Source organism: Actinoplanes regularis (assembly GCF_900188005.1).
Classification (GTDB): Bacteria; Actinomycetota; Actinomycetes; order Mycobacteriales; family Micromonosporaceae; genus Actinoplanes; species Actinoplanes regularis.
Genome location: NZ_FZNR01000011.1, coordinates 33316 through 46767, shown reverse-complemented (window position 1 = coordinate 46767; position 13452 = coordinate 33316). Strand labels below are relative to the sequence as shown.

At 70.4% G+C, this 13452-nt stretch carries 11 protein-coding genes; 4 read left to right on the top strand and 7 right to left on the bottom strand.

The window, feature by feature from the left end; genetic code table 11:
* Window positions 1–90 precede the first annotated feature (90 nt).
* A complete protein-coding gene (locus tag CHC09_RS26430) occupies window positions 91–420 on the top strand; it encodes an STAS domain-containing protein (protein WP_089295908.1) in 330 nt (109 codons plus the stop codon).
* Here CHC09_RS26430 and CHC09_RS26425 read toward each other — a convergent pair.
* From CHC09_RS26425 to CHC09_RS26400, 6 genes are all read right to left on the bottom strand, one after another.
* A complete protein-coding gene (locus tag CHC09_RS26425) occupies window positions 394–897 on the bottom strand; it encodes a GNAT family N-acetyltransferase (protein WP_089295907.1) in 504 nt (167 codons plus the stop codon). The two genes, CHC09_RS26430 and CHC09_RS26425, sit on opposite strands and share 27 nt — an antisense overlap.
* 65 nt (window positions 898–962) lie before the next feature.
* Window positions 963–1724 (bottom strand): hypothetical protein, encoded by a 762-nt coding sequence (locus CHC09_RS26420; RefSeq protein ID WP_143232565.1) that lies wholly within the window; start codon window positions 1722–1724, stop codon window positions 963–965.
* Window positions 1724–2227 carry a SigE family RNA polymerase sigma factor gene (locus CHC09_RS26415; protein ID WP_089295905.1) on the bottom strand — a complete coding sequence of 168 codons (504 nt, stop codon included), beginning with the start codon at window positions 2225–2227 and terminating at the stop codon, window positions 1724–1726. Before CHC09_RS26415 ends, CHC09_RS26420 begins: the two co-directional genes overlap by 1 nt.
* A gap of 58 nt (window positions 2228–2285) precedes the next feature.
* Entirely contained in the window at window positions 2286–3722 is a 1437-nt protein-coding gene (locus CHC09_RS26410; protein ID WP_089295904.1) for a pectate lyase, read from the bottom strand.
* 95 nt (window positions 3723–3817) lie between these two features.
* A complete protein-coding gene (locus tag CHC09_RS26405) occupies window positions 3818–4366 on the bottom strand; it encodes a response regulator (RefSeq protein ID WP_089295903.1) in 549 nt (182 codons plus the stop codon).
* A 28-nt stretch (window positions 4367–4394) separates the two neighbouring features.
* Entirely contained in the window at window positions 4395–8801 is a 4407-nt protein-coding gene (locus CHC09_RS26400; RefSeq protein WP_089295902.1) for a HAMP domain-containing protein, read from the bottom strand.
* A gap of 113 nt (window positions 8802–8914) precedes the next feature.
* Between CHC09_RS26400 and CHC09_RS26395 the strand changes: the two genes are divergently transcribed.
* Genes CHC09_RS26395 through CHC09_RS26385 form a run of 3 tightly spaced genes read left to right on the top strand, consistent with a single transcriptional unit; the run spans window position 8915 to window position 12209 of the window.
* On the top strand, window positions 8915–10960 hold the full coding sequence (locus CHC09_RS26395) for a SpoIIE family protein phosphatase (protein WP_089295901.1): 2046 nt from the start codon (window positions 8915–8917) through the stop codon (window positions 10958–10960).
* Window positions 10961–10992: 32 nt separating this feature from the next.
* On the top strand, window positions 10993–11550 hold the full coding sequence (locus CHC09_RS26390) for a dihydrofolate reductase family protein (protein ID WP_089295900.1): 558 nt from the start codon (window positions 10993–10995) through the stop codon (window positions 11548–11550).
* Between the two features lie 44 nt (window positions 11551–11594).
* Window positions 11595–12209 (top strand): dihydrofolate reductase family protein, encoded by a 615-nt coding sequence (locus tag CHC09_RS26385; RefSeq protein ID WP_089295899.1) that lies wholly within the window; start codon window positions 11595–11597, stop codon window positions 12207–12209.
* Between the two features lie 103 nt (window positions 12210–12312).
* Here CHC09_RS26385 and CHC09_RS26380 read toward each other — a convergent pair whose 3' ends face one another.
* On the bottom strand, window positions 12313–13440 hold the full coding sequence (locus CHC09_RS26380) for an FAD-binding oxidoreductase (protein WP_089295898.1): 1128 nt from the start codon (window positions 13438–13440) through the stop codon (window positions 12313–12315).
* Between the last annotated feature and the right edge of the window lie 12 nt (window positions 13441–13452).

Genomic DNA, 13452 nt, shown 5'->3' with positions numbered 1-13452 from the left:
GTTGTTCACGTCACCGGATGATGTCCGGTACGGCCCGGTTCAGCCCCGCCCAACGGGCCGATCCGCCCCGAAAAGGATAGGCTGACCGGCGTGGAGCGAGCCGAGCTGTCCATCACGGTTCAGGGGGCCCCGGACGAGGTTGTCGTGCGGCTCGCCGGGGAGATCGACGTGCTCACGGTCACCGAATTGTCCGCACTCGTCAACGAAGTCCTCGCCGCTGATCCGCCCCCGCGGCGCATCGTGCTGGACATGGCGGGTGTCACCTTCTGTGACTCCCAGGGCCTGGGCACGCTGGTCGTGCTCAGCCGCAAGGCGCAGCACAACCAGTCGGTGCTGGCGCTGGCGAACGTGGGCGATTTCCTGATGCGGGTGCTGGACATCACCGGGCTCCGCTCAGCCCTCATGATCAGCACCTCCTGACCCCAGGTCCTTGCGCATCTGCTGGGTGACCACCCGATAGCCGTTCGTGGCGTAGAGGCCGATCGCCCGGGCGTTGGAGCCGAAGACGTTCAGCTCGAGCGCGGTCAGCCCGCGCTCGCGGACGATCCGTTCGCCGGCGGTGAGCAGGGCGCGCCCGTACCCCGAGCCCTGGAACGACTCGTCGATGGCGATCTCGTAGAGGAACGCGCAGCCCTGGATGCCCCGTGGATGCTCCAGGCCGATCCACATCGAGCCGACCACGGTGCCGTCAGGGCGTACCCCCCGGAAGAACAGCATCCCCGGGGTCTCCGGGCCGCGCGGCAGCAAGGTCGCCTGGCCCTCCCTGGCGCGCCGGAGGTTCTCCTCCAACGTCCCGGAACCAGCCGCGGCCTGCTCCTCGGCGAAGGAACGCAGAACGCCCTCGTGCCACTCGTCGAACTCCTCGACGAACATCGGCCGTACCGTCAGCTCAGGCATACCGCGATGCTGTCACACCTGCGGAACCGTCCGGGCGGCCATCGCGTCGCCTGTGGACAGAGGTCTCAGCCGAAGCCGCCGCCGACCGTCAGCGCCGCACCGGAGCCACTGGTCGCGGTCACCGCGTACCTGTCTGCGCCGGGGTCACGGCCGCCCGGCGCGTACGTGTACCGCGCATAGAACGTGTACGTCCCCGGGTCCAGGGTGTCCCCGGAGGAGAGCGTGAAGTGGTAGACCAGCGCGCCCGCCTCCTCGGTGACACTGCTGTCCACGCTCGCGCCGGGCACCTGCTGGCTGCCGCTCCTGGGGACCAGTCCGGCGGTTCCGGCCAGTCGGATGGTCACCTCGAGCGCGGTCAGCGCCTCGCCGGTCCTGATCGTCACCACGCTGTTGGCCCGCGTCTTCCCGCCCACCTCGACCGACCCGCCGGACCGGAGCGGCCCCATCGCGGTGGTGTCCGCCGCAGGCTCGGCGCTGGCCACGGAGGGCGCGGTGGGCTTACCGGGCCGCCGGCTCGGCGACGACCTGCTGGGCGACGCCGAAGGGGCGACCGCCGGGGATGCCGAGACGGTGACGGGTGGGGGCGGTGGCGTGGGCCGGTCGGATCCCGTTCCACCGGCCAAGGCCCATTGGGCGACGCCACCGCCCCCGATCACAGCGGCCACCGCGGCCGCCGCGCCTGCGATCCGGACCCGCGGACCGCGCCTTCGCGCGGCCTCGTTCCGCATCGTCGTCCGGGTGGCCCGCTCGAGGATCGCGGCGCGGTCGGGCCGATGTGCCGCCGCCTCGGCGCGCAGTACCGCGCGCAGCTCGTCGTCGGTGAGCATCAGGCCGCCGCCTCCCATCCGTTGATCCGGGCCAGACCGTCGCCGAGCAGCTCGGCCAGTTGCTTCGCTCCGCGCGAGGTGGCGCTCTTCACCGCGCCCTCGGAGATCCCGAGGGTGGTGGCGACCTCGCGCTCGGACAGGTCGAACGCGTACCGCAGCACCACGCAGGCCCGCCGCCGATGGGGCAGCTCGGCCAGCGCGCGGCGCACGTCGAGGACCGCCGGGACGTCCGGCTCCGGGGCCCGTTTCAGGACCTCCAGGGAGAACAGGCGCTCCCGGCTACGTTTGCGGATCCAGTTACGGGCGAGATTCATCAAGATCCCGTGCCCGTACGCCGCCGGGTCGTCCGCCGCCCGCACCCGGTCCCAGTGCCGCCACACCTCGGTCATCGCGTCGGCCGCCAGGTCGTCGGCGGCCGACGCGTCCCCGATCATCAGGTACGCAAGCCGTGACAACGAGTCATGGTGCCGCTCGAAGTACGCGTGATAGGCGGCGTCGCGCATGGAAGCCCCTTCAGATCGGGGTATGGCCGCCGGGCTCGCACCCGGCGGCCACCGGACATCACTTGAAGGTGATGTCGGAATCCGAGAACTTGCAGTTGACGCCGTCCGCGCCGGAACCGATCTCGGTCGGCTCCGCGCCGGTGTTGTTGCCCTTGAACTTGACGCAGATCTTCAGGCTGTCGGCGCCGACCACGGTGATGCCGGAGAGCGTCGCGGTGTCACCGAAGTTGGTGTTGATGCCGACCAGGGCCTTGGCCTTGCCGGTGGCGGTCACGTTCTGCAGCACGACCGTGCGCTTGAACTGGGTCTTGCAGTTGCCGCACGAGCGGTACAGCTTGCCGTAGTCGCTGACCTGGAAGTTCTTGATGGTCAGGGTGCCGCCGCCGTTGTGCTGGAAGACCTTGTCGTCGGCGCCCTTGGCCCCGCCGCCGTTCACGGTGTAAGCGGCCGAGGTGCCGCCCTTGAAGGTCGCGGCGTCCTCGCCGACGTTCTCCCACCAGACGTTGGTCAGGGTGCAGGAGCCGAGGCAGTGCACGCCGTCGGCGGCCGGGTCGCCCAGGATGACGTTCGACAGGCTGGCGCCGTCGGCCAGTTCGAAGAGCGGGCCCTGGTCCTCGTCCTGCGAGGAGGTGCCGAGGTCGCCGCTGCCGAAGTAGCGGACGTTGCCGCCGTCGAGGCTGCCGGAGACCTCGATGGTCTCGGTGACCGCCTTCGACCCGGTCGCGGTCGGCCAGGTGGCCGACGCGGTCGCGGTCTTGGTCGGCGTGGCGGAAGCCGAAGCAGACGCGCCGGCAGTAGCGGTCGCGGTAACTGTGGCTGTAACTGTGGCTGTCGAACCGCTCACCGGGTTCACCGTGACGTCGTCGAACTCCGCCGAGGCCCTACTCGTGACCAGGGCGATCCGGCCCTGAGCGGCAAGCGTCCCGGTCGCGCTACCGATCGCGGTCCCGTCCAGGAACCCCTTGATCGTGCTGCCCGACGCGTCGATCCGCAGCGTGTGCCAGGCGGTGGCGCTGCTGATCGAGGCCGAACCGAGCACCGAAACGACACTGCCCTTGACCGCCTGCATCTCGGCCTTACCGGAGCCGAGCAGGGCCAGCCGGTACATGGTCGACGAGCTGCTGGCGCGGGCCGCGACACCGGCCAGGCCGCTGCTGCCGAGGTTCACACCCTTGACCCGGGCCTGCACCGAGTAGTCGCTCCACGTCGTCTCGCCGGCGAAGACCCGGGAGAGCGCGCTCTCCGCCTTGGACTGCTGGAACACCTTCGAGCCGTCGGTCACCACCGTCCAGGTACCGCCGGACTTGGACCAGCCGGTCGCGCCGTTCTCGAAGTCGTCGCCGAACATCGTGCTGGCCGAGGCGGTGGGGACGAGGACCGCCACGAACACGGTGACCGCACCGGCGACGCCGGCCGCACCCAGTCCCGTGATCATCCGGCGGCGACGCCGGCTCGCGGCCATGGCGTCGTCGGGGTGTGCGTGTGCGTGCCGCATGTCGCTCCTAGCTCCTGGGGGAAGAGGCTTCGACCGCTTGTGGCACGGCGATCAAACTTCGTTGCCTCACGTGACCCAGGTCACATTTGGAGCGATCAGTTACCCCAGCGCGCCTTCTCCAGGAGCGCCAGCGCCTCGGCGGCGGCGTCGTCCCCACCGGCCCGCAGCACCCGGGCCGCCTCGTCGACCGTCTCGGTCAGCCGGTGCCACTGGGCATCCCGCTCCCGGGTCATCTCGGACTGCGCCTTGAGCTGCTGATTCTTCGTCCAGAGCTCGACGAAGATGGAAACCTTGGCGCGCAGCACCCACGGGTCGAACGGCTTCGTCAGGTAATCCACCGCCCCGACGGCGTAACCCCGGAGAGCGAGCTGGGCGTCCCGGTCGGCCGCGGTCAGGAACAGGATCGGCACGTGCCGGGTCCGCTCCCGCCGCTTGATATGACTGGCCGTCTCGAAGCCGTCCATGTTGGGCATGTGCGCGTCCAGCAGGATCACCGCGAAGTCGTCGGTGAGCAGCTGTTTGAGCGCCGCCTCCCCGCTCTCCACGGCGACCGGGGTCACCGGCAGGCCCTGAAGGATCGCCTCCAGAGCCAGCAGGTTGTCCCGCCGGTCGTCGACCAACAGTGCCTTGGCGCGCTCACCCACGCGTGCTCACCCCGTTCCTCGCCACCGCTCAGCCCCGATCGGGCTCGGTGGTCTCCTCGGCGTTCACCCAGCGCGCCATCAGCTCGATGAGCTCGTCCAGGTCGACTGGCTTGGTGATGTAGTCACTCGCTCCGGCGGCGAGAGCCGACTCCCGGTCACCGGGCATCGCCTTCGCCGTGAGAAACACTACCGGTAGGTCCCGGAAACGCTGATTGCGTCGGATTCCCCGGGTGGTCTCGTAGCCGTCCTGATCCGGCATCATCGCGTCCATCAGCACGATGTCCACCTCCGGATGCTCGTTCAGGATGCGCACGCCGTCCACCCCGTTGTCGGAGTAGAGGACGTGCAGGCCGTGCATCTCCAGGGCGCTGGTCAGGGCGAATACGTTGCGGACGTCGTCGTCGACGATCAGCACGGTGGCGCCGTCCAGCTGCCGGCCGGCCGGGTGCGGCGCCGCCGGTTCCTCCCGGTGCGGCTGGACCAGCGACGGCATCTCCATCAGCGGCATGTCCAGCGGCGAGGCGATCGGCCGGACCGAGACCGCCTTGGCCGGCACCGCGGGCAGGGCCGGCATCGGGATCGTGTCCAGGGTCAGCGCCTCCGGCATGTAGAGCGTGAAGGTGGAGCCCTCGCCCGGTACCGAGCGGACCGCGATGGTGCCGCCGAGCAGCGCGGCGAACTCCCGGCTGATCGACAGGCCCAGGCCGGTACCGCCGTACTTACGGGTGGTGGTGCCGTCGGCCTGCTGGAACGGCTCGAAGATGATCGCCAGCTTCTCGTCCGAGATGCCGATCCCGGTGTCCCGCACCGCGAACGCGACCACCTGCCGCGACGAGACCAGCGACGGCACGTCCAGGTCCGTCTCCCGGGACGCGGCGAAGATGCTCAGCGTCACCGCGCCGTTGTCGGTGAACTTGACCGCGTTGGAGAGCAGGTTGCGCAGGATCTGCTGGAGCCGCTGCGGGTCGGTGACGATCGAATCCGGCAGGTCCGGGGCGAGCTCCACCTCGAGGCGCAGGCCCTTCTCCTCGGCCTGCGGTACGAACGCCTGCTCCACGTAGCTGCGGATGCCGTCGAAATCGACCACGTCCGGCTCGACGTCCATCCGGCCGGCCTCGATCTTCGACAGGTCCAGGATGTCGTCGATCAGGGAGAGCAGGTCGGTGCCGGCGCTGTGGATGGTCCGGGCGAACTCGATCTGCTTGCCGGTCAGGTTCTGGTCGGAGTTGTCCGCCAGCAACCGGGCCAGCAGCAGCAACGAGTTCAACGGGGTCCGCAGCTCGTGGCTCATGTTGGCGAGGAACTCGGACTTGTAGGTGTTGGCCCGGGACAGCTGCTGTGCCTTCTCCTCGAGGCCGAGGCGGGCCAGCTCGATCTCCCGGTTCTTCAGCTCGATGTTGGCCTTCTGCTCACTCAGCAGCTTGGCCTTGTCCTCCAGCTCGGCGTTGGTGCGCTGCAACTCGGCCGACTGGTCCTGCATCTCCCGGGCCAACCGCTGCGACTGGGCCAGCAACTCCTCGGTACGGCGGTTCGCCTGGATCGTGTTGAGCGCGACCCCGATCGTCGCCACCAACCGCTCCAGGAACGTCAGGTGCAGGCCGGAGAAGGCGGCCACCGACGCGAACTCGATCACGCCGAGCATCTCGCCCTCGAACAGCACCGGCAGCACCACCAGGTCGCTCGGCGGCATCGCGAGCAGCCCGGACCGCATGGTCAGGATGCCGTCGTGGGTCGCCCGGACCCGGATGGTGCGGCGGGAGACCGCGGCCTGGCCGACCAGCCCCTCACCGGGCCCGAACGTCACCTCGTGGTCGCGGGCCACGTAGCCGTACGCCGCGGCCAACCGCAGGCGCGTCACCGCTTCCTCGTTGTCGACCAGGAAGAACGCGCCGAGCTGCGCGTCCACCAGCGGGGTCACCTCGGTCATGATCATGCGGCAGACCTCGCCGACGTCCCGCTGGCCCTGCAGCAGGCCACCGATCCGGGCCAGGTTCGAGTCGAGCCAGCCCTGCTCCGCGTTGGTCTTGGTGGTGTCGCGGAGCGTCACGATCACCTGGTTGATGTTGTCCTTGAGCTCGGCGACCTCGCCCTGGGCCTCGACCGCCACGCTCTGGGTCAGGTCACCCCGGGTCACGGCGGTGGACACCTCGGCGATGGCGCGCAGCTGGATGGTGAGCGTGGAGGCCAGCTGGTTGACGTTGTCGGTCAGGTCGCGCCACGTACCGGAGACGCCCTTGACCTGGGCCTGACCGCCGAGCTTGCCCTCCGAACCGACCTCACGGGCCACCCGCGTGACCTCGTCGGCGAACGACGAGAGCTGGTCGACCATGGTGTTGACGGTGTTCTTGAGCTCCAGGATCTCGCCACGCGCGTCGACCGTGATCTTCTGCGACAGATCACCCTTGGCCACGGCCGTGGTGACCGAGGCGATGTTCCGCACCTGACTGGTCAGGTTCGACGCCATGTAGTTGACGTTGTCGGTCAGGTCGCGCCACGTGCCGGCGACCCCGCGCACCTGGGCCTGACCGCCGAGCTTGCCCTCCGAACCGACCTCACGGGCCACCCGGGTCACCTCGTCGGCGAACGACGACAGCTGGTCCACCATCGTGTTCACGGTGCTCTTCAGCTCCAGGATCTCGCCCTGCGCGTCGACCGTGATCTTCTGCGACAGATCACCCTTCGCCACGGCTGTGGAGACCTGCGCGATGTTCCGCACCTGACTGGTCAGGTTCGACGCCATCGAGTTGACGTTGTCGGTCAGGTCGCGCCACGTGCCGGCGACCCCACGGACCTGCGCCTGACCGCCGAGCTTGCCCTCGGTGCCCACCTCGCGGGCCACCCGGGTCACCTCGTCGGCGAACGACGACAGCTGGTCCACCATCGTGTTGACAGTGGACTTGAGCTCCAGGATCTCGCCACGCGCGTCGACCGTGATCTTCTGCGACAGATCACCCTTCGCCACGGCCGTCGTGACCGAGGCGATGTTCCGCACCTGACTGGTCAGGTTCGACGCCATGTAGTTGACGTTGTCGGTCAGGTCGCGCCACGTACCGGAGACGCCCTTGACCTGGGCCTGACCGCCGAGCTTGCCCTCCGAACCGACCTCACGGGCCACCCGGGTCACCTCGTCGGCGAACGACGACAGCTGGTCCACCATCGTGTTGACGGTGTTCTTCAGCTCCAGGATCTCGCCACGCGCGTCGACCGTGATCTTCTGCGACAGATCACCCTTCGCCACGGCGGTGGACACCTGCGAGATGTTCCGCACCTGCGCGGTCAGGTTCGCGGCGAGCTGGTTGACGTTCTCGGTGAGGTCCCGCCACGTACCGGAGACGCCGCGGACCTGGGCCTGACCGCCCAGCCGGCCCTCGGTGCCGACCTCGCGCGCCACGCGCGTGACCTCGTCGGCGAACGACGAGAGCTGGTCGACCATGGTGTTCACGGTGTCCTTGAGCTCGAGGATCTCGCCCTGCGCGGCCACCGTGATCTTCTGCGACAGGTCGCCCTTCGCGACCGCGGTGGAGACCTGCGCGATGTTCCGCACCTGACTGGTCAGGTTCGACGCCATCGAGTTCACCGAGTCGGTGAGGTCCTTCCAGGTCCCGGCCACGTTCGGCACCTCGGCCTGACCGCCGAGCTTGCCCTCGGTGCCCACCTCGCGGGCCACCCGGGTGACCTGCTCGGCGAAGAGCCGCAGGGTGTCGGTGAGCCCGTTCATGGTGGCGGAGAGCTCGGCGACCTCGCCGCGGGCCGAAACGGTGATCTTCTGCGACAGGTCACCGCGGGCCATCGCGGTCGCCACCTGGGAGATCGACCGCACCTGGTGGGTCAGGTTGGAGGCCATGGTGTTCACCGAGTCGGTGAGGTCCTTCCAGGTGCCGGCCACCCCGCGGACGTCCGCCTGACCGCCCAGCTCGCCTTCGGTGCCCACCTCGCGGGCCACCCGGGTGACCTCGTCGGCGAACGACGAGAGCTGGTCGACCATGGTGTTCACGGTCCGGCCGATCCGCAGGAATTCACCTCGAAGTGGTCGACCGTCCATCTCCAGTGCCATGTGCTGGGACAGATCGCCCTCGGCCACCGCGCCGACCACCCGGGAGATCTCCGTGGTGGGGCGGCCCAGGTCGTCGATCAACGAGTTGATCGAGCGGACGCTGTCCGCCCAGGAGCCGTCCAGGCCCTCCTCGTCCAGACGCTCGGTGAGCCGGCCGTCGAGCCCGACGATCCGGCTGATCCGGCGGAGGTCGAGATTCTGCCGTTCCTGCAGCGAGACGACCTCGTTGAAGGCCTCCGCCACCGCGCCGGCCGGCCCGCTTCGGCGGGGCAGCCGGACCTTGAGATCGCCGCGCTGGACACGCCGCAGCGCGTCGGCGAGCTCACCGAGCAGAACGGTCTCGTCGGGCCCGCCGACGCTGGCTTCCTTGGCCGCAGTCATGCTGTCCTCACTCGCTGTCCAACCGCCGGGGTTACCTATCCTCCCTCGCTCGACCCGGTCAATGCGAGAGACGACTTTGTGCAGACACCGGCTCACGCGAGAGGATGCATGCTGTGTCAGCCGAGGTAGGAACCAGGACGAATGTCCCGTCGGGAGCGTCGTCCGGCACCCTCGTGCGCCGGGCCCGTCTGCCCAACGATCGGCGGACCCCGGCGGCGGCGCGCGCGCTGGTCCGTTCGGTGCTGGAGGAGAGCGGGCTGGACACCCTGCTCAACGAGGCTCTGCTGCTGACCACGGAGCTCTCCACGAACGCGGTCGTGCACGCCAACACCGACCTGGACATCGAGGTCACCGCCGACCCGACCGGCCTGACCGTGACCGTCACCGACTTCGCTCCCGGCCCGGTCGAGCAGCTCGCCGTCGGCCCGAAGAACGAGAGTCCGGACATCGGCGAGGTCGCCGAACGCGGGCGCGGCCTGCTGCTGGTCGACCACTTCGCCAGCCGGTGGGGCACCGTGCACGAGGGCGACGGCAAGGGCGTCTGGTTCCACCTGGACCACCACGTTCCGGGCGGGGACGCGACCCGGGTCCCGGCCCCGGCCGACGCGCCCAGCCTGGGCGCGCTGACCGGCCTGCTGCGCGGCGGTTCGGACCGGCAGACCGAGGAGGGGCTCACCGACCTCACCGAGATGGCCGCCGACCTGCTCTCCCGGCTGGCCCGGCTGACCGGCGCGGCCGGCGGCGTGCTGCGGGTCGACCGCGGCGACGGGATGGGCCGGCAGTTGCTCGCCCGGTACGGCCGCGCCCCGCGCGACAACGCGGACACCATCCGGATCCCCTTGACCGTGCACCGCCCGTACTCGGGCGAGCTGGAGCTGGACGCCGCCCCGGTCGGGTACGCCCAGTCCCTCGCCGTCATGGTCGCCGAGCGCTTCTCGCTGCACCTGGAGAACGACCGGTTGCGCCGCACCGACGTGCGCCGGCAGACCTGGATAACGTTCCTCTCCGAGGCCAGCGAGCTGCTCGCCCAATCCCTCGACGTCAACCTCACGATGGCGCTGATCCCGCAGCTCGTGGTGCCCCGGCTCGGCCAGTGGTGCGCGGTGCACACCACCGACGCCTGGGGCCGGCTACAACTGGCCGCGGCCACCCATGCGGAGGAGTCCGCGCTGGCCCAGCTGCACGCCACGCTCGCCGAGTCCGGCCCGGAGTCGCTCCTGGCCCGGCTGGAGGAGGCGTCCCGGCTGGGCACCCAGGTGATGTTCGGGGCACCGCTGGAGGGCTTCGCCGTGCCGCTGGTCGCCCGGGGCGCCCGGCTCGGCACGCTGGCGGTCGGGCGGCACGCCAAGCACCGGCACGACGCCGACGAGGTGGCCGTGCTCGAGGACGTGGCCCGCCGGGCGGCGCTGGCCATCGACAACGCGCGGATCCACGACGAGCGGCGGACGGTCGCGCGCACCCTGCAGGCCTCGCTCCTGCCGCCGGCGTTGCCGCACGTCGAAGGCATCGGCTTCGCCGCTGAGTATGTTCCGACCGGCTCCGAGGTGGGCGGCGACTTCTACGACGTGATGCCGTTCGGCGACGACCGGTGGCTGGTCGTGGTCGGCGACGTCTCCGGCAAGGGCGTCCAGGCGGCCACGGTGACCGGGCTGGTCCGCGACGTGATCCGGATCCTGGTCGACGACGGCAAGTCGCTGAGCGAGATCCTCCACCGGGTCAACCGCACGCTGGTGCAGCGCGGCGGCGGGCGGTACTGCACGCTCGCGATGGCGTCGGTGACCCGGCAGCCGGACAGCCGGCTCAGCGTCTGTCTGCACCTGGCCGGCCACGACCGGGCGGTGCTGGTGCGGGCGGACGGCAGGACCTCGTTCGTCGGCGAGGGGGGCACGGCACTCGGTCTGCTGGAGACGATCACCTCTCCGAACGTCGAAGTCACGCTCGGTCCGGGCGACTCGCTGATCTTCTACACCGACGGGGTGACCGAGCGGCGCCGCGGGCGGGAGCTGTTCGGCTCGGCCCGGCTCCGGGAGGCCGCCGCGCCGCTGGGCGGTTATCCGGCCGACGCGATGGCCGCGCGGCTGCGCTCCACCACGATCAACTTCTCGGTGGAGGAGCCCCGGGACGACATCGCCATCCTGGTGCTGCGCAACGACGCCTGAAATTGTCGTACCGCGGTGGCAGGGTCGGATCCATGAAGACGCAGTACTACACCGCGACCACGATCGACGGCTACATCGCCGACGAGACCAACTCGCTGGACTGGCTCTTCGAGGTCGAGGGCGGCGACGAGCACCCGTTCGGCGAGTTCTTCGCCGGAGTCGGCGCGTTCGCGATGGGCGCGACGACCTACGAGTGGGTGCTCGCCCACGAGAACGCCCTGGAGGAGCCGGAGAAGTGGCTGTCGCCTTACGGCGACACCCCGGCATGGATCTTCACGCACCGCGAGCTGCCGCGTATTCCAGGCGCAAAACTGACTTTTGTACGGGGTGAGGTCGCCCCGGTCCACCGCGAGATGGTCGCGGCCGCCGCGGGGAAGAACGTGTGGCTGGTCGGCGGCGGCGAGCTGGTCGGGTCGTTCGCCGACGCGGGCCTGCTCGACGAGCTGTTCCTCGGGGTGGCACCGGCGACGCTCGGCTCGGGCGCCCCTCTGCTGCCACGTCGCCTCACCTCGAAACGCCTCACCCTGACCTCGGTGAGCCGCCTCGGTCAGTTCGCCAACCTGACCTACCGGGTCGGTCCACCAGCCTGAGAGATCTGCCCTTTTCGTCACCTCCGGCGTGGCATCGTGTGGACATGGCGAAGACGCAGTACTACACCGCCACCAGCATCGACGGCTACATCGCCGACGAGACCAACTCGCTGGACTGGCTCTTCGAGGTGGACGAGGGCACGGAGAACCCGTTCGGCGAGTTCTTCGCCGACGTCGGCGCGTTCGCCATGGGTGCGACCACCTACGAGTGGGTGCTGGAGAACGACAATCTCCTGGAGGAGCCGCAGAACTGGCACGACATGTACGGTGACGTGCCCTGCTGGGTCTTCACCCACCGCGACCTGCCGCCGGTCCCGGACTCCAATGTCTTCATGATCAGCGGTGACGTCCGCCGGGTGCACGAGGCGATGCTGGTCGCCGCGCAGGGCAAGAACGTGTGGCTGGCCGGCGGCGGCAACCTGGTCGCCCAGTTCGCCGCCGAGGGCCTGCTCGACGAGATCATCCTGGGCATCGCGCCGGCCGTGCTGGGCAGTGGCACCCCGATGCTGCGGCACAAGATCCGGGTGGACGAGCTGGTCCTGACCGGGGTGCGCGAAGTCGGCCAGTTCGCCTACCTGACCTACGCGGTCGGCGACGTCGCCCGCCTGGGCCGCCATCTGGCCGCCAGGACCGCGGCGCTGCTGCCCACCCCCGGCTGATCCGGCCCAGCCACCCCCGGCTGATCCGGCGCCGCCGTCCCCAGCCGATCCGGCGCCGTTCCCAGCCGATCCAGCGCGGCCGTCCCCAGCCGATCCGGCGCGGTCAGAACAGGTCGCGGGGCTCGGCCATCTCCAGCTGAGCGGCAAGCCCTTCCGGCGCGGAGACCAGCACGATCTTGCCGCCGCGAGCCAGCAGCACCTGCTCCACCCCGCCGACGATCTCGGTCACCCGCCACGCCGGCAGGCCCGACGGAAGCACCGCGTGCACGACCCCCAGCCCCGCCGATCCCCGCAGCGGCACCGGTGCACCGCAGAGGTCACGCAACGCGTACGTCACCGGCCGCAGCCCCTCCGGCCGCACCGAGATCCGCACCGCGACGTCACCCGACCCGAACGGATACCGCCCCCACCAGGGCGGGCCCTGCTCGGCCAGGACCGCCTCGGCGCCCCACACCTGGGCCAGTTTCGCCGAGCGGCCGGTCACCGACTCCGCGTCGCCCTCCAGCAGCACGGCCACCGTGCCCTCGGCCACGCCGGGCAGGTCGACCTCGATCGCGCTCGGCTCGAGATCCTGTGCCACCGCCTGCTCGACCAGCTCGGCCACGCCGGCCGGAGTGGTCACCGCCCGGCCGACCCAGCGGCGTGCCGAGGGCAACGGGTGGACCCGGAGCACCGCCGAGGTGATCACGCCCTCGATCTCGGCGATCCCGGGGCGTCCGTCCTCCCCGTCCGACTCCCACTCGGCGCCGGACGCCTCCGCATAGGTGACCGCCTGGGTCTGGTCGGCCGGGCTGCCGAACCGGTGCGCGAGCGGGCCCGCCTCGTTGACCGCGAGCATCCCGCCGATCGTGGCGGTGGGCGACGGCGGATCGACCGCCAGCCGCCGGCCCTGCAGCGCCAGCGCCGCCTGCACCGCCGAGACCGGTGTCCCGGCCGCGACGACGGCGGTCGGACCGTGGTGATTCCACATCCCGTTGAGCCGGCCGGTGTCGACGATGATGTCCAGCCCGGCCGGGGGCGTACCCCAATCGATCTTGCTGCCGGAACCGCGCGCCCGGACGCTGAGCCCGCGCTCCGCGGCGAGCCGCAGCGTCGCCGCGGCGGCGCGCCCGGTGGCCGGCACCGCGACGTAGCCGGCGCGCCGCCCACCCACCTGATCCACCGACCGCGCGGGTCGCGCGAAGTCGGGGCCGCAGATGTCCACGAGCGCGTCGAGAAGGGAATCCGTCACGTCCGAAGCCTC